The organism is Limnothrix sp. FACHB-406, from assembly GCF_014698235.1.
GTDB lineage: Bacteria > Cyanobacteriota > Cyanobacteriia > CACIAM-69d > CACIAM-69d > CACIAM-69d.
The window spans coordinates 1-21776 of sequence record NZ_JACJSP010000010.1 but is presented as its reverse complement, the minus strand read 5'-3'; the positions used below and the strand labels follow the sequence as shown (position 1 = coordinate 21776).

Below are 21776 nucleotides of genomic sequence, written 5' to 3'. Positions count from 1 at the left end.
GGTTTTGGTTGAGTGAGTTGATTTAGTTTGAGTTGATTTAGTTTGAGTTGATTTAGCTTGAGCTGATTTAGCTTGAGTTGAGTTGGTTTGAACTGGGCCTCCTGTCCTTAACTGGGTTTCATCAGTTTGGTGGGGCCCGTTGGGGGGACGATCGATCGCCCCTCTGTCAGCGGCGGCAGTCCTTCGGGATTGCCGTTTCGCGTTTGCTGGTATCGTTAGGATTCGGAATTATCCCTGCCATTCCGTTTTCGGGGCGATCGCGACTTTGTGCGCGCAACGCAACCCTTCAACAGTGGTCAAAGACCAAGCCTTTGGGCGATCGGTGCTGGCGGGTTGCTTCCCGTTGGCGATCGTTCGTCAGGACTGACCCTCATTCTTTTTCGTGGTTGACCCATGGCCGAAACTCCTGTTGTCACTTCAGAACTTGCGGATGCGGAAACCACTGACTCCGCGACGTTAACCGCCGAAGAACTGTTCTTGCAAGGCATCGATCGCTATCAAGCCGGTGAAGATCCCGCTGTGCTGATTCCGCTGTTCAAGTCCGTGTGCGATCGGGCCCCCAAAAGCAGCCCCCCTTGGACTTGCTTGGCATGGCTGTATCTGCTGACTGATCAAGCGGGATTGGCTTTCAAAGCTGCTAAAAAAGCCGTGAAACTTAATCCCCAGGATGCCCAAGCCCGTGTAAATCTGGCTGTTGCCATGATCGAAGACGGCCAAAAAGGGGTGCGAGAACAGGTGGAAATCGCCAGCCAGTTGGTTTTGATTGACCAAGACGCGGCCGAAGAAGTTCAGAAAAATTTGGAAGAGGCGATCGCCCAAAAACCCAACAGCAAAGGCTTTCAGCGGATCAAAGCTTGGATCTTTGATAGTTAGGGATCGCGCTGGGATCACGTCTTATTGATTTTTTGGCATTGGAGTCAGGTAAAAACTGGCTCCATTTTTAATTGTCAAAAAACTTTACACTTTCTCGAACGATTGTGACCCCAAAAGGCCAAATCTCCGACCGGTCAAACCCTCGAAAAAACAGGGTTCAGCAGCTCCCTGGTTACAGCGTTTACATTTAACAAGGGGTTGCAAGATGTCACAGAACTTTACTGGACAATCAAAAATTGAATGATAGGATTTTGCGATACAAGTTATTAGACTTGCTTTACCCGACCAGTTCAGTTCGTCGTCACACCGTTTCAGGAGTTAGGGAAATGTCTGCGAACAACGTTACTGTTAAGCCGGAAACCCGTAATCATAAGGGCTTTTTTGTCCAAGAAGCCTCCTACAAATTAATGGATATTGATGCATCGGGTTGGGCTTTGATTTGTGTTGATGATGCGGTTTGCCATTATGTGGATCCCGACAATCTTCTAGAGATGCTGTCTGAAGAAGATGCCATTGGTTAAGGGTTCTGTTGTCTGAATGGCTGAATCAGCGATTAGGCAACGACCATTCATGAAGTTTGCTAGATTTGCTGAATTGAGATGTTGGGTTGAAGGTTGTTCACTGAAACAATTGCTTCAAAAGAGAATGTTCAGCAGTTTGCAACCGGTTTTTCCCAATTCATTTTTCAAGTACGATCAATCCCATCTTGATTCTCAATGATGCCCCTGAGGCTGAGAATACCGGTGCGATCGCCCTTTCTTTTTTTCCCTTCAATTGGTGGCCCAGTGTTCGGCACAATTCACGGCACTCGGAACAGCACTGTTATGGGTTTCTCGATCGGGTATAGGCACTGAGTGAAAGATGGGTATTGAGGGTGAACTTACTCCTCTAGTCCGCAATGGGCCTCCTGTGCAGGGGGCTTTTTTGTGGGTGAGCCAATGGCCTGGCCATTCTGCTGTCAGTCCGGTGGTTGAGAGCAGGGCGGGAAAATCCTCATTATTCCCTGCGGCAACGCTGCCCTCATGGGGGATACTTTTAAGGTCTCGATTCCCATCGCGCGCATGACCCAAGAAGATACTGCGTGGGACGTTCCCACCATCACCCTGTCCGATGCCACGGGTCGGACATTGGAGTGTTTTGTTGAGCACTCGATCGAGGTGGAAGGCTCCGAGTATGTGCTCTTACACCCGGTGGATTCCCCGGTTGAGATTGTGACCTGGAAGGGTGACGACGAGGACGAAGAAGCCGTCCCGATCGAGAACGAGCAACAGATCGATCTCCTGTTCAACACGGCGAAGGCGGTGTTGGCAGAGGAGAACTTGAAGTTGAAGCGCACGGCGATCGTGCTGACCGTTGAGGGCGAATTACCCGAAGAACCGGAGGACGATGAACCCTGGGAAGGGAACGGCTCCGGCGAAGATGTGGATGAGTTCCAGTGGTTAGCTAGCTTTTTTCATAATGAAACGGAGTACGCGGTTTATACGCCGCTGGATCCATTTTTCATTGTGGCCCGCATGAATGAGCAGGGACAGCCAGAATTACTGGATCCCGAGGAGTTGGAGCAGATCGAAGATTTGCTACCGTCGATCGAGGAACAACTATTTAATGGGTTGGAGTAGTTCGATCGAGCCATGCAACGATTGGGTCGCGTGATATTTACTCTCCTCGTGCCCACGGCGGCCTTGGTTGGTGCTTGGCAAGGATGGCAATGGTGGAGCTGGGCCAACCGTCCCATGGACTTGGCCCAGGGCGACACCGCCATGAAAGCAGTACAAGTGCAAATTGAACGGGGAACCAGCGCCCGGCAAATTGGCCGCGATCTGGAACGGTTGGGGATTATTCGCTCCAGCGCGGCTTGGGAACTGTGGGCCCGGTGGCTGACTTGGAATGACGACAATGGCGGCTTCCAGGCGGGAACCTATGAACTATTACCCACGGCCCCGATGACGGACGTTGCCCAGCAACTTTGGCAGGGCAAGACCATTCAACAGAGCCTGACGATTCCGGAGGGCTGGACAGTGCGGCAAATGGCCGACTATTTCCAGTCCCAAGGGGTGTTTCGGGCGGAGGAGTTTTTGGCCCTCACGCAAAAAATTCCGCGCGATCGCTACCCCTGGCTGCCCCAGCGAATTACGTCCTTGGAAGGGTTTCTTTTTCCGGATACTTACCAGTTTCCGGGAGACACGATTACCCCGCAGGCGGTGATTGATTCCATGCTCGATCGCTTCGAGAAGGTGGCTTTGCCCCTGTGGAACCAAAATCGCGGCCAAACCAAGCTGGATTTGTTGGGGTGGGTGACGCTTTCCAGCATTGTAGAAAAAGAGGCGGTGATTCCCCAGGAGCGATCGGTGATTGCGGGGGTGTTTAGCAATCGGCTGAATCGGGGGCAAAAGCTAGAATCAGATCCAACGGTGGAATATGCCCTGAAAATTCGGCAAACACCTGATCGTCCTCTGACTTTCACGGATATTCGCCAGCCTTCGCCCTACAATACCTATCTCAATCCTGGGTTACCGCCGGGGCCGATCGCCGCACCGGGCAAGGCCAGCCTAGAGGCCACCTTGGCTCCGGCCCAAACAGACTATGTGTTCTTTGTGGCACGGTATGACGGAACCCATGTGTTTAGCAAAACCTTGGCGGAACACGAAGCCGCTGTAAAGCGCATTCGGGCCGAGCGCAACGCCAGGACTCGATCGACCCCTCAACCGGCGACCAGCCCCAGCCCCTAGGCACAATCGCCCCGATCGCCCTGATGATCGCCCCTTCATCAGTTTGCCGCTCAGTTTCGCTGCTCCGTTTCGCTGCTCAGTTCGATCGCCACAAGTTTGTGAGGTTCCCGTGACGTTTGGTGTCCTGCTTCAGCCCGACTTAATCCTAGGCGACTGCATTTTGGCCCTCACGCCGGAAGTGATTGTGCAGCACGGTTTGCAGGGCTTGATTCTGGATGTGGATGACACCCTGGTTCCCACCACCACCGACGCGGTTTCACCGGAACTGGTGACTTGGATCCAAGCGGTGCGGCCCCATGTGCAACTGTGGTTGGCCAGCAACAACCTGAGCGAGTCGCGAATTGGCAGCATTGCCCGATCGCTCGACTTGCCCTACTTCACCGGAGCCGCCAAGCCCTCTCGCCGCAAGTTGCGCCAAGCGCTCCAAGAAATGCAACTGCCGCCGGAGCGGGTGGCCATGGTGGGCGATCGCCTGTTCACCGATGTGTTAGCCGGTAACCGTCTGGGGCTGTTCACCGTGTTGGTGCAACCGATGGTGAATCCCCTGTCGGCCCATCGGGGCTACCCGATTCACTCCCTCGAAGTGTGGCTCTCAAAACTGATTGGCGCATCGTTCTATCGCGATCCTTCGCCCCTGCCCACAGCGACCTCCTCGCCCGATCGCCCCGCCAGCTAACTTAATTAATGGCTAACTCGAAGTCATTCTGAGATTGAGTTAAAAATGGCCGGTGCTCATGGATCTCGACTGGGTGGATCCCACCTGAATAGATGAGCACACAATTCAGCAGTCTTGGCCCCAAAAAACCAACAGAGCACCATTGACAACCGCCCCCAAAGATTCGGAATCCAATCCGAGGATTTGGGGGCTAACTTTAGGAGCGATTAGTCATGGTTTTTGCCATCATTAATCGTTGCAATTTGCGGTGTAACGCACAGATTCATGGTGAAAATCTAGGGAATAGGGCACTTAATAATTTTTTGTCAATCCCGATACAGTTTTTATTCAAATCGTCTTAGTTTTCTGGCCTGGGGGGATTTCTCTATCAAGTTGCCGCTATGACTGAAACATTTTTTAAAGAAAAGATACTGATCCCGTGATATATCGCTTGCTAGAATACAAAATCTCGCCTTTTTGATTAACTTTTATGAAGAAACAAATATAAAAAAAATATAAGGAAATAAAACGCCATCCCAAAAATCTGCGATTCTAATAACAGTTCAAATGGGGTCAGCCAATAAAGACCCTAACCATAAAACCAACTTTTTTAAACACACAAAGTGCTGGGGTCTCCGGATCCCGGCACTTTGTTTTTGGCCCTGCTGTTTTGGGGCCCTGTTGCTCAGGGTTTTTGGGATCACGGTGCTGGAGATCGCCGTTTCGCCCAGGATCTGGGTCGGGATCGGGGGCGGAGGTCTCGCGGTAATCTCAAGCATTCCGGTGGGGGATCCGCACGAAGGCGAGTCGATCGCCCAGAATTAGCCCCACGCATTCCCCCCATACCTCAACTGTTTGATCCCCATAAACCTCGATCGCCCTGGGGCCACAGCCTGGGCCGCTGGGGCCGTTCACTGGTTTGATAATTGGTTGCCCCTTGCAACCCTTCCAGAAGTGGTGGTTAGTTATGCGCCCGATCGTCTTGAAAATTGGCACTTCCAGCTTGACCCAACCGGACAGCGGCCGGCTGGCCTTGTCCACGATCGCCACGCTGGTGGAAGTGATTTGTGATCTGCGCGATCGGGGCTATCCCGTGGTGCTGGTGTCGTCGGGAGCGGTGGGGGTGGGCTGTGCGCGGTTGGGGCTGACGGAACGGCCCAAGGCGATCGCCCAGAAACAGGCCGTGGCCGCCGTGGGCCAAGGGCGACTGATGCGGGTCTATGACGATCTGTTTAGTCAGTTTGACCAGCCGATCGCCCAAGTGTTGCTGACGCGGGGAGACTTGGCCCAGCGCAGTCGCTACATCAACGCCTACAGCACCTTTCAAGAACTGCTGCGGATGGGAGCCATCCCGATCGTCAATGAAAACGACACGGTGGCCGTGGATGAGTTGAAATTTGGCGATAACGACACCCTTTCGGCCTTGGTGGCCAGCTTGGTGGAAGCGGAGTGGCTGTTTTTGCTCACGGATGTCGATCGGCTCTATTCCGCCGACCCGCGCCAAAATCCCAACGCGGAACCCATTCGCCTGGTGGAGCAAATGTCTGATTTGGAGGCGTTGGAGCTGGACATTGGCGGCCGTGGCTCCCAGTGGGGAACCGGCGGCATGGCCACCAAAATCACCGCCGCCCAAATTGGCACCAGTGCCGGGGTTCGCGTGGTGATCACGGACGGCAGCCAACCGCGTAACTTGTTGAAAATCTTGGAGGGGGCGGATATTGGCACGCAGTTTGCGCCCCAACCCCAGGCCACCAGCGCCCGCAAGCGGTGGATCGCCCATGGCCTGATTCCAGCGGGCAAGCTTTATCTCGACTCCGGGGCGGTGCGGGCCATCTGCACGGGCGGTGGATCCCTGTTAGCAGCGGGAGTTCGGGATTTGGAAGGGGAGTTTCAACCCCAAGATGCGGTGCAGCTCTGTGATTTAGAAGGGCGGGAGGTGGCTCGCGGCCTGGTGAATTTCAGCCATGAGGCGCTGGAGAAAATCTGTGGCAAGCGATCGGACGAAATTGCCGCAATTTTGGGGCATGATGCGCCGGAAACGGTGGTGCATCGGGATAACTTGGTGCTGGCCAGCTAAAGACGCGGGGCACAGGATTCAGCCATATTCAACCGTTCAACTGATTGGGGATATCAAAAATTTTGGGGGCGATCGGGCGGGATTGGGCGATCAAAGCAGCTCGATCGCACGCTATCGTAAGGGCTGGGCATCGGTTGACTGCCCCCGGGGCCCCAAGCCCTGATTCCCAAGCCAATCCCAGTCCCTGTTGAGTTCAGGCTAATCCTATGATCCTGCCCGGTTCCGCAGTCCGTGTCATTAACCCCAACGACACCTACTATCAATTTCAAGGTCAAGTGCAGCGCGTGACCGATGGCAAAGTGGCCGTGCTGTTTGAGGGTGGCAACTGGGATAAATTGGTCACCTTCCGGTTCTCGGAACTGGAGACGGTGGATGCCACGGCTGGTCGCGGCAAAAAGTAACGCATTGGTTCAAGGCCGTCAGGCCCCTAACCCTTGCTCCCCTTAGCCCTGCTTTGGTTCGGCCATGCGTTTACCCCTGCCGCAATTTGCCCAGCGCGATCGTCCGTCCCATCACCTGGCGGAAGTGATTGAAACGGCCACGACGGAATATTTGGCCCAATGTTTGGAGCCAGAAACCCTTAGTTTTCCGACCATGCCGCCCTTTGGCAGTTGGGTGCGATCGCGCGATGAGGATTCCGGCAATCAGATCTATGGGGTGGTTTATCACGCCACCACCGCCCCGATCGACTCCGTACACCGGGCCCAGGCCTTGGGGCTGTCCCTGGAAGATTTGCGCGAACAACAGCCGCAGATTTTTTCCATGTTGCGCACGGAGTTTCGGGTAGCGATCGTGGGGTTTGTGCCGCTGGAGTCCTTGAATCCCGACGCGATCGGGACAGAAGGCGTGAACCCAGGGGCGATCGCCAACCTCCTGCAAGCGGGGGCCAAACTGATCAACGGCCCGATCTATCAACATTTGCCCCCTCGCCCACCCCAAATTCACCAGGCGGTGTATGGGTGCGATCGCCAAGAGGTGGTGGAATTCACCGCCAAAATGGACTTTTTGCGGACTTTGTTGCAAATGAGCGGCACGCCCACCGATGCGTTGATTGCCGCCACGCTGCGGGAGGTTTATCGGCTGCGACAGGGCGATCGCCCCTGGTTGGTGCAGGCGGGCCGTGCCCTCAGCGTTCTGCTCAAGGATGATTACGATCGCCTGCGAGCGATCCTCGGCCAAGTTCATCTCAGTCCCTAATCCTTGTGATCCCTAATCTTTGCAATTCCTAAACCCCCAAGCGGCCGGCATGGGGGCGATCGAGCAGCAGCCACAGCCCGATTAGCCTCGGCCCGGTTAGCCCCAGCCCGATTGCGAATCATGGCAATATTGCGAACTGTTACCGTCGGTTGCGAACGATTGCTAAAACAAAATAGTGATTTTCCAGCCTTCTTCTCAGCCGCTTTATAATCCGATCAGGGATATGCAGTTGTTTGCCTGTCCCCGATCGCACGTTTTTCGGAGCCAAAGGCCATGCCGCGCATTCTCGTTATTGACGACGATCCAGCCATTTCCGAACTGGTATCCGTCAACCTAGAAATGGCCGGCTATGACGTGAACCAAACCACCGATGGCATCAAGGGCCAAGCCCTAGCGCTCCAACTCATGCCCGACTTGATCTTGTTGGACATTATGTTGCCCAAGGTTGATGGGTTCACCGTTTGTCAGCGGCTGCGACGCGATGAACGCACCGCCGATATTCCAGTGCTGATGCTGACAGCGCTGGGGCAAACACAACATAAAGTTGAAGGCTTCAATGCAGGGGCAGACGATTACTTAACCAAGCCCTTTGAAGTGGAAGAAATGTTGGCGCGGGTGCGGGCCCTGTTGCGACGCACCGATCGCATTCCCCAAGCCGCCAAGCATAGCGAAATCCTGAGCTACGGCCCCTTAACCCTGGTTCCTGAACGGTTTGAGGCCATTTGGTTTGACAAAACCGTGAAGCTCACTCACCTGGAATTTGAGCTGTTGCATTGCCTGTTGCAGCGCCACGGTCAAACCGTTGCCCCCAGCGAAATTCTCAAGGAAGTTTGGGGTTACGATCCCAACGATGACATTGAAACCATTCGAGTTCACGTGCGACATTTGCGCACCAAGCTAGAACCCGATCCCCGCCATCCGCGCTACATCAAAACCGTTTATGGTGCGGGTTACTGTCTGGAATTGCCGGCCCAGGACGATCGCGCCGTGGAAACCGTGGCCGACACAGCTTCGGTTTAAGCGCCAGGTTTGGCGATCGCTTCGGCTCTGCAACCCCGATTCTCTCCTCGATCGACAAAGACAAGATGCTCAAGCATCTGGCCCCCACGGCTCCTACTAACGGCAGCTCTGGGGTTTCGGGCTAAGCGACGTAGGCCCTTAACCCCTTGCCCCCATGACTGCGGGTGCTGGGCCCGGGCCAGATCCTTTTCAGATAGCCTCTTCGGTCTCATCTCAAGTTTTCAATTGAGTTCAAGTTCGTTCACCTTGATTCAAGTTTGTTCAAAAGAAGACAAAGCCAAAACAGGGTTAATTCTCGAAAAGCCAATCCCAAACAAGGCAAACGCCATTCATTCGTCTGCAAGGGTTGTTAGGTCTCGCAACACTTGCAGACTTTTGTTTACGTTGCAATGCTTCATGTTTAGCGGGGATCAATTATTCGTCTGCGAGAATCAAACTTGGGCTTAGATTTAGATGCAAATTTAGACCTGATTCAACGTCAATGCGTCGGGCTATTGGGCCCAAGTTGAGCAGCAGATGAAATTAGCCTATTGGATGTATGCCGGGCCGGCTCACATTGGAACGTTGCGGATTGCCAGTTCTTTTCAAAAAGTCCATGCCATCATGCACGCCCCACTGGGGGACGACTATTTCAATGTGATGCGATCGATGCTGGAACGGGAGCGAGACTATACCCCTGTCACCACTAGCGTGGTCGATCGCAACGTTTTGGCCCAAGGCTCCCAAGAAAAAGTTGTTGATAATATTGTTCGCAAAGATCGAGAAGAAGCGCCCGATTTAATTGTGCTGACTCCCACTTGCACTTCAAGCATTTTGCAAGAGGATTTGCAAAATTTTGTGGCCCGGGCCCAGTTGGATGCTAAGGGCGATGTGCTCTTTGCTGATGTGAATCACTACCGCGTGAACGAATTGCAAGCGGCGGATCAGACCCTTCAGCAAATCGTCAAGTTCTACATTGAAAAAGCCCGCAAAGTGGGTGATTTGCAAACCCAAAAGACCGATCGCCCTTCGGTGAATATTTTGGGAGTGACCACGCTGGGATTTCATAATCGCCACGATTGCACAGAACTGAAGCGATTGATGGCGGATTTGGGAATTACGGTGAATGCGGTGATTCCCGATGGGGCTTCGGTGGAAGAACTGAAACAGTTGCCCCGGGCTTGGTTTAATTTGGTTCCTTACCGTGAAATTGGCGGGCTGACGGCGCAATATTTGCAAACGGAATTTCAGATGCCGCTTGTGGATATCACGCCGATGGGGATTGTGGAAACGGCCCGCTGCATTCGATCGATCCAAGCCGTGCTGAACAGTCAGGGCGAACCGGTGAACTATGAAGGGTTTATTGATGAACAAACCCGATTTGCTTCGCAAGCCGCTTGGTTCACTCGTTCGATCGATTGTCAAAACCTAACGGGTAAAAAAGCCGTGGTGTTTGGTGACAACACCCACGCGGCGGCCATGACCAAAATCCTGGACCGGGAAATGGGAATTCAGGTGGTTTTGGCGGGCACTTACTGTCAGTATGATGCCGATTGGTTCCGGGATCAGGTCAGTGAATATTGCGATCGGGTTTTAATTACCGATGACCATACCCAGGTGGCCAACGCGATCGCAGAAATTGAACCGGCCGCCATCTTTGGCACGCAAATGGAGCGCCACGTGGGCAAGCGATTAGATATCCCTTGTGGTGTAATTGCGGCTCCGGTTCATATTCAGAATTTCCCCGTTGGCTATCGACCCTATTTGGGCTACGAGGGAGCCAATCAGGTGGTGGATTTGGTTTATAACTCCTTCACCTTGGGCATGGAAGATCATTTGCTGGAAATCTTTGGCGGCCACGACACCAAGGAAGTGATTACCAAGTCTGTTTCCACGGATTCGGAGCTGAATTGGAGTCGCGATGGGCTGACGGAGTTGAACCGTGTGCCGGGTTTTGTGCGGGGCAAGGTGAAGCGCAATACGGAAAAATTTGCGCGCGATCGGGGACTGACGCAAATTACCGCTGAAGTGCTCTATGCCGCCAAGGAAGCCGTTGGCGCATAGCCCAGCCAGGAACCCATCTCCCCCAGGAAGCAGGAAACGCCTTGGTACAATGCCCAGGGATTGATCGCATCGGTGGGGGACTGGTGATCTATGGTTTTTGCAACGACCGCGCCCCGTTGGGTGCTGGCGACGGATTTGGACGGAACCTTTCTGCACGGCTCCCAGGCCGATCGCGCTGCGTTTTATCAACGGATTGAACAACAGCGCGATCGGCTGATTTTGGTTTTCGTGACCGGTCGCCATTGGCAGCTCATTGAACCGCTGTGGTCGGGCGATTGCCCAGTGCCCCAACCGGATTTTGTGATTGGTGATGTGGGCACAACGGTCTATGACGGTCAGGGCCGCCCGATCGAAACCATCCAATCGGAAATCGCCAATCGCTGGAATTGCGCGAACGATCGGGTCAAGTGCTTGCTGGCGGGGGAGCCGGGTCTCTCGTTGCAGCGCGGGGAATTTGCCTACCGCGTGTCCTATGACTACGACCCGCAATTATTGCGGCAAGCCACGCTGAACCTGATCCAGGCGGCCGGTTTTGATGTGATTATGTCCGCCGATCGCTATTTGGATGTGATGCCCAAGGGCGTTGCCAAAGGATCTACCCTGCAACGACTGGCCAAGCTGGAGCGCTGGCCGGGCGATCGAATCATCACCGCTGGAGACAGCCTCAATGATTTGAACCTGTTGGCGGCGGGCTACCGGGCGATCGCCGTGGGCAACAGTGAACCCAAGCTGCTGGCGGCATTGGGCGATCGGCCCACCCTCTACCACAGTCCCTATCCTGGCCTCTTGGGCATTATGGATGGGTTCCGCCATTGGCAAGTGGACTTGTTTTGATCCGTCGGTTTGCAGCAAAAGTACCTGCCCAGAAAATATTTGCAAATAATCACAAACCGACAATCGCTGATCAATCAACGATCAATCGTTGATCAATCAATGATCAATCAACGATCCACCGACAACCAACCCGAAACCAATCAGAACTCGAAAGCGAGATCTTAGTGCTCGAAACGCCCAGCCCATCAGGAGCCTATCAGGATCAATCGGGATCCAGCGCCCATCCTTCAGTGGAAGGCCTAAATTTAACCAAACCCTGATAGATTGAGCGAAACAATCGGCAAGCGCTAGCTCCAAGAAGTTATGAGAGTCCTCGTCATTGGCGGTGATGGTTACTGCGGTTGGGCAACGGCTCTATACCTGTCCGATCGCGGTCATGAAGTTGGCATCCTGGACAGCCTGGTTCGTCGGCACTGGGATCAACAACTGCAAATTGACACCCTGACCCCCATCGCCCCGATCAAGCAGCGCATCCAACGGTGGAAAGACCTGACCGGCAAACACATTGACCTCTACGTTGGCGACATCACCAACTATGCTTTCCTGGATCAGGCTCTGACCGAGTTTCAACCTGAGGCGATCGTTCACTTTGGGGAACAGCGATCGGCTCCGTTCTCGATGATCGATCGCGAACATGCCGTGTTGACCCAAACCAACAACGTTGTCGGAACCCTCAACCTGCTCTACATCATTCGTGAGAAGTTCCCCGACTGTCACTTGGTCAAACTGGGCACCATGGGCGAATATGGCACGCCCAACATCGACATCGAAGAGGGCTACATCACGATCGAGCACAACGGTCGCAAAGATACCCTGCCCTATCCCAAGCAACCCGGCAGTTTCTATCACCTCTCGAAAGTCCACGACTCCCACAACATCCACTTTGCCTGTCGGGTTTGGGGTCTGCGGGCCACCGACCTCAACCAAGGGGTGGTTTACGGCGTGTTGACCGACCAAACCGGCATGGACGAATTGCTAATCAACCGGTTGGACTATGACGGCGTGTTCGGCACAGCACTCAACCGCTTCTGTATTCAGGCCGCCGTGGGCCATCCGTTGACGGTGTATGGCAAGGGCGGCCAAACCCGCAGTTTCCTGGACATTCGCGATACGGTGCGCTGCGTGGAGCTGGCGATCGAAACGCCTGCCAAACCCGGTGAATTTCGAGTGTTCAACCAATTCACGGAACTGTTCAGCGTTTTGGACTTGGCCAAGAAAGTCCAAGAGGCCAGCGCGGCCATGGGTCTGAAGGTGGAAATCAACAACATCGAAAACCCCCGCGTCGAAGCCGAAGAACATTACTTCAACGCCAAGAACACCAATCTGCTGGATTTGGGCTTACAACCACACTACCTGTCCGATTCGCTGCTGGATTCCCTGTTGAACTTCGCGGTGAAATACAAGGGGCGGGTGGACAACTCGGAAATTTTGCCGAAGGTGAAGTGGAAGGGTTAATCAACAGCTAAAACCACTAAAAGGTCAAGAACAAGGGCAAGGGGCTGAAGTTCCTTGCCCCTAATTTTCTGATTTTCTTGGGACTTTTTGGCTTTGGCCTGTTTTGGTGCTCGCTGGCTGCACTTAGGGGGTCACCAACAGGGCCGGCTCCACGGCGGCGGCGGGGCCCGTCAAAACCATGTGCGGTGCGGCAAAGTAGCGATCGGCCACCGTTTGAATATCTTGGGCACTCACTTGGGCGATTGCAGTTTGAAAGGTGCGATCGAACTCGCGACCCAAGCCCAACACCTCATACCAACCATAGAGTTGAGCCAACTGGGCGTTGGTTTGCTTACCCAGGGCATATTGACCCAAGAGCTTATTTTTGGCGGCGGTTAATTCTGCTGCTTCAATCGGGTGATGAATCAAGCGTTCCACCTCCGATTGCAACCCGGCGATCGCCTCGGGCACGTTCTGAGGCGCAGTGCCCATGTAAACCACAAAGTGCGACGGGCCCAAGCGAGTGGGATAGAGGGCTGAAACTTCATAGGCCAAGCCGCGTTTTTCCCGCAGCTCCACAAATAGGCGACTCGAAAGGCCATTGCCCAAATAGGTGCTGGCCAACTTCAGCGCCGCATAGTCCGGGTGATGTTGTTGCTCGGTTGCGGTTGAATCCGTTCCCAACACCGATGCGGCCCCATAACCCAACATGACGATCGCCTGCTGAGTTTCCTGGGCGATCGCCCGTTGCTCAATGGTGTTGGGCAAAGGCGGAAACTGCGGCTCCACAATGACTTGATCGCTCACCTGCCAATCGCCAAACACTGCTTCGATCGCCTTCAAAGCTTCCTGGGTGCTCAGGCAACCGGACACCGCGATCGTCACCCGATCAGGCTGGAAGTAGGTTTGATGAAACGCCTGCAAATCCGCTGGGGTCAGTTGTCCTGTGGTGGTTTCCGTGCCCAAGGGTGAAAACGCATAGGGATGCTCTGGCCCGTACAGCACTTGGCGCAGTTGATCAAACCCCAGGGAAAACGGCTGCTCGCGTTGGGAACGAATCCCCTGCAACATCAGCGATCGCTCCAGTTCCACCTCCGACTCCGGAAACGCGGGCGATCGCAACAACTCTCCCGCCAAGGACAGCAGATCCACAAAATCGTGGGACACACTCTTGAGGCTAACTAGAAAGTAATCGGTGCTGGCATCCGTGCCCAGGCTGGCCCCAATTGATTCCACCCGCTCCGCAATTTCCATCGATGACAAGCGTTCCGTACCCTTCGTCATCACCGCTGCCACCAAGTTGGCTAGCCCCGCTTTCGATCGCGCCTCCCACAGACTCCCAGCCTTAATGAAGATACGAGCCGCCACAATGTCCGCTGCCGGATTTTCGATCGCAATTGCCGTCAAACCATTGGGAAAAACATGGTGCTGAACTGGGGGCGCAAACGTCATGGCGAAAGAAACGAGAAATTGTTTTGCACAATACATTCTCACCCCTTTTAACCTGTTTGGGGGCGATCGTACTGTTCATCTTGATCGCTTCCGGCCACCCATCCACAGGTCTGCTTCCCCAAATCATTCAGTCAAGGAATCCGGTTGGTTGCCCTTGGAATCCGTAAAGCTCCAAAGGCTGCGATCGGGGCGATCGCCCAATCCCCACCGTTTCATCGATTACTTAAAATTCTGAAAAGAAGATGCCAAAATAGGGGCACTGGCAGATCAAGAATCAGCACTCAATTGCAATTATTTATAGCTAAAAACAGATCTCCAATCAATTAAGAAGCCGATCCTGATCATCCTCCATTCCATTTCCTCCAAATGAAGCCCATTTAGTCCTAGCCAATACCTCAAGAGTCCCTTAATTTCCTGAGGAATAGCCACAATTGTTAGTCACCAAAGCCAAGCCCAGAGCGCATCCCCTTCGCAACTCACTGCTCTTTCCAACTATTGATCCCTATGCTGGCCAAGTGGCTCCAGAGATTACGAGATCGCCTGCTTGTTCGATCCATCAGCACCCAACTTTTTCTCTACGTTTTGGGTGGGGCCCTCGTGGCCTTGGGAACCATGGCCGCCGTCTTTTATCGCTCCATTGAACGGGAATCCCTTGGGCGAATTCGTGCGGAACTGAACGCCCAAGTTGAATTTACCCGAGGGCAACTATTAGAGTCGCAGCGCTACATTGAAATTCTGTCGGCGGCTGTTTTGACCAATCGCGATCGAAATATTCAAGATCCAGAATTCTATAAGCAACTAACTTTAGAATTTTTCAAACAACGTCCCAGCTTAGTGTTGGGAGTAGGCTTCGGCCAAAATGCCTTTCAGGTTTTGCGCGATCGTCAGTGGTTTTATCCATATTTTTATGTCGATCAAGGTCAGCCCAATCCGATCGGTGAGCGCCTACCACCTCCCTACTCCGACTGGATTTACTCAGAGTTGTATAAAGACGATCAATATCCTGACCAACATTACTGGCGAATTCCTGTGGGTAATCAAAAGGGAATTTGGATAGAACCCTATGAGTGGTCAAATATTGTCATGACCAGCTACTTAGTTCCCTTCTATGACAGTCAAAAAAACCTAGTTGGTGTGGCAGGAACAGATTTCAGCGTGACCGAACTCAGCAAACGAGTCGATCGATCCGTCATCAACAATGAAGGCTATTTTGCCATTCTCAGCAGATCTGGCAAATTACTGGCTTACCCACCGAAGCGCAAGTCTCTTCAAGCCAATTCCAGCTATCGAGATTTGCCACTCTTGCGCGAACTGTGGCCCATCTTGCAGAGCAAAAATTCCGATATTATTTATCACCAAGATCAAATCATCGCCTATGAGCGAATTCCCAGTGCCAACTGGATTGCGATCGCCGTTGTTCCCAGTGATGTGGTGTTGGGGCCCCTTTGGCGCATTTTAATCATCAGTGTCAGCATTGCCGCCATTCTGTTGGCGATCGCCGTATTGGGTTTTGTGCGCCGTCTCAATCGCCAACTTAAGCCAATTCTAGAAAAATGCAATACCTTGGTGGCCACGGAGAAAATCATGCCCATGGCCACCCCAAAAGCCACCACTTCAGAGGCCGTCTTCGCTTTTGCGGTTCGCGATCGACAGCACATGGATGAGCTGACTTTTTTATGTCATTCCTTTGATCAAATGGCTGCCAAAGTGGAGGCAACTTTGCAATCTTTGGCCGAAACCAACCAAACCCTGCAAGCCACCGTTCAAGACCGCAGCGAGGCCCTGAACCAATTGCAACAAACGCAATTGCAACTGATTCAAAGTGAAAAAATGTCAGGGTTGGGGCAGCTTTTGGCAGGAATTGCCCATGAAATTAATAATCCCGTGAATTTTATTCATGGCAACTTAGATTATGTGCGGGACTATGTTCACGAATTACTCCAAGCCACAACGCAAGTCTATGCAATCCATGCCGGTCAAGCCAGCCAATCTAACGGTCAAGCCTCGATCGACTTTGAAGAGCTGGCATTTATTCAAGCTGACTTGATTAAAATTTTGGATTCGATGACCGTGGGCACCGATCGAATTCGGCAGCTAGTTTTATCCCTACGCACATTTTCCAGAACTGACCAAACCAAAGATTGTGTCACCAATTTGCACCATGGCATTGAAAGCACCTTGCTGTTGCTCAAACATCGTTTGAAAGCAACGTCTGATCATCCAGCCATTGAAGTAATCACAAAATATGGCGATTTGCCACCTGTGGAATGCTATCCAGGCCCGCTGAATCAGGTGTTTATGAATTTGCTGGTTAATGCGATCGATGCCTTGGAGCAAAAAACAGCCGGCTGGAGCGAGGCAGAAATTGAGGCTAATCCTAGCCGAATTGAAATTACCACCCAGTTTATCGCTAGTGAAAATGTGGTTGAAATCAGCATTGCTGATAATGGCCCCGGCATTCCAGAATCCGTGCAGGCAAGGATTTTCGATCCATTTTTCACCACAAAACCCGTTGGCAAAGGCACAGGCTTGGGACTGTCAATTAGCTATCAAGTTATTACGGAGCGACACCAAGGGAAAATTTTCTGTCGCTCTCAACCCAATCAAGGTACTCAATTTATTATTCATTTGCCTGCTGGTATCAATCAGCAGAATCCGCCATTCAATCATCGGTAAAGGCTGTCACTAACTAAGCATTAACTAACCCGGCATTCACTAGCCAAGCATTAACCAACCGTTAGGAATGCCAATCGTTGCCAGAACCGTAGCGCCAAGCCGATCGCACCGGTTCGCGAGCGGGCAAGGCCAGGCGATCGCCCGCGTGATATAGCCCCAAGGCGAGATAATGCCGCATCCAATCCAACAAGGCAGGCAAGCCCAGTTGGGGAATGAGTTGAGCCACCAAGGCCGGCTGGGCGATCGCCACACGGGCCAGGGCAATGGAAAGGGCAGGAAATTGCACCACGTCTTGTAGGAAGGGCCGCAGTACCCGATCGCCCGCTGCGGCCATTTCCCCAAACACCGCATCCAACAATCGATTGATTCGATCGCTCGGTAACTGTTGCCCCACAGCCACGCGCATGGCCTGCTGAAATAACCAGGTAACGGAAAGATTCGGTTGATAGGGCAGCAACAGGCTCAGGTGGGATCGATCGAGCCGATCGGTTTGCAGGGCGTTGGTGATGCCATCCAAGAGCCGATCGAGGTGGCGCAACAGGGCCCCAAAGCCGCCAAAACTGAGGGGGGATTGCAAACCGCTGCTATCACCAATAAACAGCAGGCGATCGACCGTTGGTTGCAAAGGGCTTTGGCGAAAGGCAGGGAAAAAACCAAACAGGGCCCGCTGAAATTGCAACCCCTCCAGGGAAGGCAAGTTTTGATAGGCAGGCAACAGCCGGAAGTAGTCCTCAAACAAGTCGTGCAAACTGGGACGGCTGGGGTGGGCATCCCCATAGCAAAACAGATAGGTGGTGCGGCCCGCTTGGGCGGGGAACGCTTCCCAAAAATATTGGCGATCGTCCTGAATGCCGGTGGTCGTGGCAATGAGATCAGCGCTGTCGTTGGCAGGATAGCCCGTGGCGCAAGTGCCCACCACCAGACAAACGCCATCGGGTTTGGCGGGGCCGCGAGTTTGCCGGACGATCGGGGACTGATGCCCCATGGCATCCAACACCAGCCGCGCCCCGATCGTGACCGTAGCCTGATGGGCGGTGACCCAATCCCCATAGGCAGCGTTGCCCCCGGCTCCTGTGGCTCCGGTGGGGCCGCCCAGGAGCGATCGCCCCTGCACCCAAACCTGATCGGGCTGCACGGTCAAGGAAACAAACTGGGTTTGCTCCAGCAGGATGCCCCCAGCGTCCAAGAATTTTTGCCGCAATTGAGCGACCAAAATGGCGGGACTGACTCCCAGATTCAGCACATCCCGCACCCATCGCTCCTGACCACCCGCAAAGGCAATCCGCACGGGATTAAATTCCGAGGCGATCGCCCGCTCCAGTTCCGCCGCTGTCAACAGCCCCCGTTCAACCAAAACGGCCAATTCCGATCGGGAAATATTCCATTCCTGATCTCGCCCTTGCAGTTGTCCCCGTTCCATCAACACCACGCGCCAACCGGCCTGGGCCAGGGCCGTGGCCATCACAATCCCCAAGGTTCCCCCCAGTACCACCAAATCAACCCTGAGGGCATCGGCCGGCGGCCAGTTGTCAGGATCGGCCGCCAGATTTTGTGAAGATTCGTAAATTACCGAAATGGGGGGTTTGACCCCCTGATCATCCAGCCCCCGGAGTTGTTGCCACAGGCGATCGGCTCGCGCTAAACCCGCCAACGGTTGGCCGGGGATGGTGGAAAGGAGATCGGCGGTTAAACTCATAACGAACCAAAACGAACAATTGGGTGGAACAGGGCGATCGATTCAGGCGATTGCGGGCCCAGTGGCCCAAGCTTGGCATCCTGACGACCCCCACCCTCCACAAAGGACAGAACGGCCATGGCTGGTGTGAGGTCGAGTGCGGCGGCGATCGTGCAATTGCGCGAGGTGGTGAAAATCTATAACCGCAGTCAGCGCGGCCTGTTGGGGGCTAATTTACGGGTCGATCGCGGTGAATTTTTGATGATTACGGGCCCCTCCGGCGCGGGCAAGTCTACCCTGCTGAAGTTGCTCTATGGCGAAGAACTGGTCGATCGGGGCGAAGTGATCATCGATGGGCAACGGGTTAGCGATCTCAATCGCAATCAACTGGCGCTCCTGCGGCGCAAAATCGGCATCGTTTTTCAAGATTACAAACTCATTCCCCGCCGCACCGTAGCCGAAAATATTGCCTTCGTTTTGTTGGCCCAGGGCTATCCCCAGGCGGAAATTCGCCGTCGTCTCACGCCCGCCCTGCGGTTGGTGGGGCTGCTGCACAAGGCAGACCACTTCCCCGAACAACTCTCCGGCGGCGAACAGCAACGGGCCAGCATTGCCCGGGCAATTGTCAGCACGCCCCCCTTAATTTTGGCCGATGAACCCACCGGCAACCTCGACGGCGACAACTCCCAACAGATCATTGCGATCCTGGAGCGGCTCAACGAATTGGGAGCAACCACGATCGTCACGACCCATGATGAGTTGTGGGTGCGGCGCAGTCATCACCGAGTTTTGCAACTGAATGAAGGCAAGCTTTACGAGGTGCGGCCCGCCGGTCGATCGACCGCCCGGCCCGCACCGGCCGCCTGGTTAGGCTAGCAGCTTGCCAATCTGCGATCGGCCAATCTGCGATCGCGCGGCTGTAACCACCATCTGTAACCACCAATTGACGCGGGGCGATCGCCGAACGCTCAAGGGTTGGAATCCACCAGGCGACCCAAGCTCGGCATTTTCCCCAGCAGTCCTGTCATCAACCTCAGGGCCAGGGACTTCAGGGGCGGAACCCGCTTGAGGGCCGCCAAGCCCAGCCGTCGCACCCAAACCACGGGCCACAGTTGGGTGGAAAAGAGTCGATCGAGCAAATCGGTGAACGCCAAGATCACCCAATTGCCCCAACGCCGCCAGCGATCGTAGCGCCGCAACACCGCCACTTGCCCAAAGTCTTCACCCCGGGCGATCGCCCCCTGGATCACATCAACCAGGGCCGCCGCGTCGCGAATGCCCATGTTCAAACCTTGTCCCCCCACGGGATGGCAACAGTGGGCCGCATCCCCCGCCAGGGCCAACCGATGCCCCACGTAGCGATCGCACTGCATCAACCGCACCGGAAATAGATAGCGACCGCCCACCAATTCCAATTGCCCCATCTGGGGGCCAAACCGTTGGCTCAGGGCCCGCAAAAATGCTGGGTCATCCAACGCCAACATCGCCTGGGCTTCCGCGTGGGGAGCCGTCCACACCAAGCGACAAACATCCCCCAAGGGCAAAATCGCGAAGGGGCCGCTGGTCTGAAACCGTTCGTAGGCGATGTTTTGGTGATGCTGTTCAGCCTTGACGGCGGCCACAATGCAGGATTGCCAATAGGCCCAACCGCGTCTGGGAATGCCGGCCGCTTCCCGCAGGGGCGATCGGGCCCCATCCGCCGCCACCACCAGTTTGGCCCGCAGTCGCGACGGAACCGTCACCCCCTCGCCATTGGGCGCAATCACCAACTCAGCCCAATCGGCCCCGTAGTCCAAAACGGTGGCCGTGGCCGGGCCAATCCAAGTGCAATGGGGCGATCGATTCACGGCCCCTTGCAAGGCTTCCAGCAGGGTATTGTGGGCCGCCACATAGCCCAACTCCGTCTGCATTCCCGCATCTTGGGGCCAAAATTCCACCACATCGGGCCAATCACAATCGGAAAGCCGAATGCGCCGGAAGGGTTCCAGACTCGATCGCACCTGATCCCACAAGCCCAATCCCTGGAAGATTTTGGCCGAAGACAGGGAAAAGGCATAGGCCTGGGCTTGTTTTGCTGCCGTGGCCTGGGTTAGGGCTTCAATGATCGCCACTTTCAACCCCGTTTGGCGCAACCCACAGGCCACCACCAATCCCACAATTCCACCCCCAACGATCGCTACGTCATAGGTGGGAATTGCAGCCGCTTTCGCTTCCGCCACCGCCACATCAGATTCGCTATGCATTTCTGGGCGATCGAGCAACATAAACCTTCAATTCCTCAAATCTTGAATTCCTACGAATTCCCCGGGAGCCGCCGCACAACCAGTACCGATAACCCAATTATCGGGCGATTCCAACCGTTCTGGATCCTGCGAATCACTGCCCGCATGAGTTTCTCAGGATCACCAATAGCAAGAGGGGAGACGATTCAAGATCGTCCCCCCTCCACTGTGTCGCTTAGACTGATTTGCTCAGGCTAGCAGGCACTCACAACCTTCAGAATTAACCGTTGATTGCGGGAGCTTGCAGAGCTACGGGAGCAGCTTCACCAGCAGCCAGATCCAGCGGGAAGTTGTGAGCGTTACGCTCGTGCATCACTTCCATACCCAGGTTGGCGCGGTTGATCACATCAGCCCAGGTGCCGATTACGTGACCTTGCGAGTCAACAACCGATTGGTTGAAGTTGAAGCCGTTCAGGTTGAATGCCATCGTGCTCACGCCCAGGGCGGTGAACCAGATACCCACAACCGGCCAAGCACCCAAGAAGAAGTGCAGCGAGCGGCTGTTGTTGAACGAAGCGTATTGGAAGATCAAGCGACCGAAGTAGCCGTGAGCTGCAACGATGTTGTAGGTTTCTTCCTCTTGACCGAACTTGTAGCCGTAGTTTTGCGACTCAACTTCGGTGGTTTCCTTGACCAGCGAGCTGGTCACCAAGGAACCGTGCATTGCGGAGAACAGCGAGCCACCGAACACACCAGCAACGCCCAACATGTGGAAGGGGTGCATCAGGATGTTGTGCTCAGCTTGGAACACCAACATGAAGTTGAAGGTGCCCGAGATGCCCAAAGGCATACCGTCAGAGAACGAACCTTGACCGATCGGGTAGATCAG

Annotated in this window: 17 protein-coding genes and 1 pseudogene; 14 read left to right on the top strand and 4 right to left on the bottom strand. The window is 54.3% G+C overall.

From position 1 onward, the window contains the following. Nucleotides 1–393 precede the first annotated feature (393 nt). From H6G53_RS11130 to H6G53_RS11075, 12 genes are all read left to right on the top strand, one after another. Nucleotides 394–873: a hypothetical protein gene (locus H6G53_RS11130; RefSeq protein WP_099532655.1), complete on the top strand. Its 480-nt coding sequence runs from the start codon at nucleotides 394–396 to the stop codon at nucleotides 871–873. Between the two features lie 326 nt (nucleotides 874–1199). Continuing rightward, nucleotides 1200–1394: a hypothetical protein gene (locus H6G53_RS11125; RefSeq protein ID WP_099532654.1), complete on the top strand. Its 195-nt coding sequence runs from the start codon at nucleotides 1200–1202 to the stop codon at nucleotides 1392–1394. Nucleotides 1395–1934: 540 nt separating this feature from the next. Continuing rightward, nucleotides 1935–2492 (top strand): DUF3727 domain-containing protein, encoded by a 558-nt coding sequence (locus H6G53_RS11120; protein WP_099532653.1) that lies wholly within the window; start codon nucleotides 1935–1937, stop codon nucleotides 2490–2492. A gap of 12 nt (nucleotides 2493–2504) precedes the next feature. Then, nucleotides 2505–3602 (top strand): endolytic transglycosylase MltG, encoded by a 1098-nt coding sequence (gene mltG, locus H6G53_RS11115; RefSeq protein ID WP_190532917.1) that lies wholly within the window; start codon nucleotides 2505–2507, stop codon nucleotides 3600–3602. Nucleotides 3603–3711: 109 nt separating this feature from the next. After that, nucleotides 3712–4278 (top strand): YqeG family HAD IIIA-type phosphatase, encoded by a 567-nt coding sequence (locus tag H6G53_RS11110; RefSeq protein WP_099532651.1) that lies wholly within the window; start codon nucleotides 3712–3714, stop codon nucleotides 4276–4278. Between the two features lie 946 nt (nucleotides 4279–5224). After that, entirely contained in the window at nucleotides 5225–6334 is a 1110-nt protein-coding gene (gene proB / locus H6G53_RS11105; RefSeq protein WP_190533106.1) for a glutamate 5-kinase, read from the top strand. Nucleotides 6335–6540: 206 nt separating this feature from the next. Continuing rightward, complete coding sequence (locus H6G53_RS11100) at nucleotides 6541–6735, top strand: NAD(P)H dehydrogenase subunit NdhS (protein WP_099532648.1); 195 nt, start codon at nucleotides 6541–6543, stop codon at nucleotides 6733–6735. Between the two features lie 64 nt (nucleotides 6736–6799). Next, the gene (locus H6G53_RS11095) at nucleotides 6800–7531 is read left to right on the top strand and encodes an HAS-barrel domain-containing protein (RefSeq protein WP_190353460.1); all 732 of its coding nucleotides are present in this window, start codon (nucleotides 6800–6802) and stop codon (nucleotides 7529–7531) included. A 273-nt stretch (nucleotides 7532–7804) separates the two neighbouring features. Continuing rightward, nucleotides 7805–8551 (top strand): response regulator transcription factor, encoded by a 747-nt coding sequence (locus H6G53_RS11090; RefSeq protein ID WP_099532646.1) that lies wholly within the window; start codon nucleotides 7805–7807, stop codon nucleotides 8549–8551. Nucleotides 8552–9067: 516 nt separating this feature from the next. Beyond that, a complete protein-coding gene (gene bchB / locus H6G53_RS11085; protein ID WP_190532914.1) occupies nucleotides 9068–10594 on the top strand; it encodes a ferredoxin:protochlorophyllide reductase (ATP-dependent) subunit B in 1527 nt (508 codons plus the stop codon). 90 nt (nucleotides 10595–10684) lie between these two features. Next, nucleotides 10685–11428, top strand: coding sequence for an HAD-IIB family hydrolase (locus H6G53_RS11080; RefSeq protein ID WP_190532911.1), 744 nt, complete (start codon nucleotides 10685–10687; stop codon nucleotides 11426–11428). 303 nt (nucleotides 11429–11731) lie between these two features. Further along, nucleotides 11732–12883, top strand: coding sequence for an NAD-dependent epimerase/dehydratase family protein (locus H6G53_RS11075; RefSeq protein WP_099532643.1), 1152 nt, complete (start codon nucleotides 11732–11734; stop codon nucleotides 12881–12883). Nucleotides 12884–13006: 123 nt separating this feature from the next. Here the strand turns inward: H6G53_RS11075 and H6G53_RS11070 are convergent, their stop codons facing one another. Next, the gene (locus tag H6G53_RS11070) at nucleotides 13007–14314 is read right to left on the bottom strand and encodes a pitrilysin family protein (protein ID WP_190353463.1); all 1308 of its coding nucleotides are present in this window, start codon (nucleotides 14312–14314) and stop codon (nucleotides 13007–13009) included. Nucleotides 14315–14818: 504 nt separating this feature from the next. On the opposite strand from H6G53_RS11070, the gene H6G53_RS11065 reads away from it, so the two are divergent. Next, nucleotides 14819–16990, top strand: coding sequence for an ATP-binding protein (locus H6G53_RS11065; RefSeq protein WP_190532909.1), 2172 nt, complete (start codon nucleotides 14819–14821; stop codon nucleotides 16988–16990). Between the two features lie 61 nt (nucleotides 16991–17051). Here H6G53_RS11065 and H6G53_RS11060 read toward each other — a convergent pair whose 3' ends face one another. Beyond that, nucleotides 17052–18686 (bottom strand): NAD(P)/FAD-dependent oxidoreductase, encoded by a 1635-nt coding sequence (locus H6G53_RS11060; protein ID WP_190532906.1) that lies wholly within the window; start codon nucleotides 18684–18686, stop codon nucleotides 17052–17054. 117 nt (nucleotides 18687–18803) lie between these two features. Here H6G53_RS11060 and ftsE point away from each other — a divergent pair, with 117 nt between their 5' ends. Continuing rightward, on the top strand, nucleotides 18804–19541 hold the full coding sequence (gene ftsE / locus H6G53_RS11055) for a cell division ATP-binding protein FtsE (RefSeq protein WP_190532903.1): 738 nt from the start codon (nucleotides 18804–18806) through the stop codon (nucleotides 19539–19541). Nucleotides 19542–19633: 92 nt separating this feature from the next. Here the strand turns inward: ftsE and H6G53_RS11050 are convergent, their stop codons facing one another. Both H6G53_RS11050 and H6G53_RS11045 read right to left on the bottom strand, forming a co-directional pair. After that, entirely contained in the window at nucleotides 19634–20908 is a 1275-nt protein-coding gene (locus H6G53_RS11050) for an FAD-dependent hydroxylase (protein WP_190532900.1), read from the bottom strand. Nucleotides 20909–21167: 259 nt separating this feature from the next. Then, nucleotides 21168–21776 (bottom strand): annotated as a pseudogene (locus H6G53_RS11045) (photosystem II q(b) protein); the annotation flags it as partial.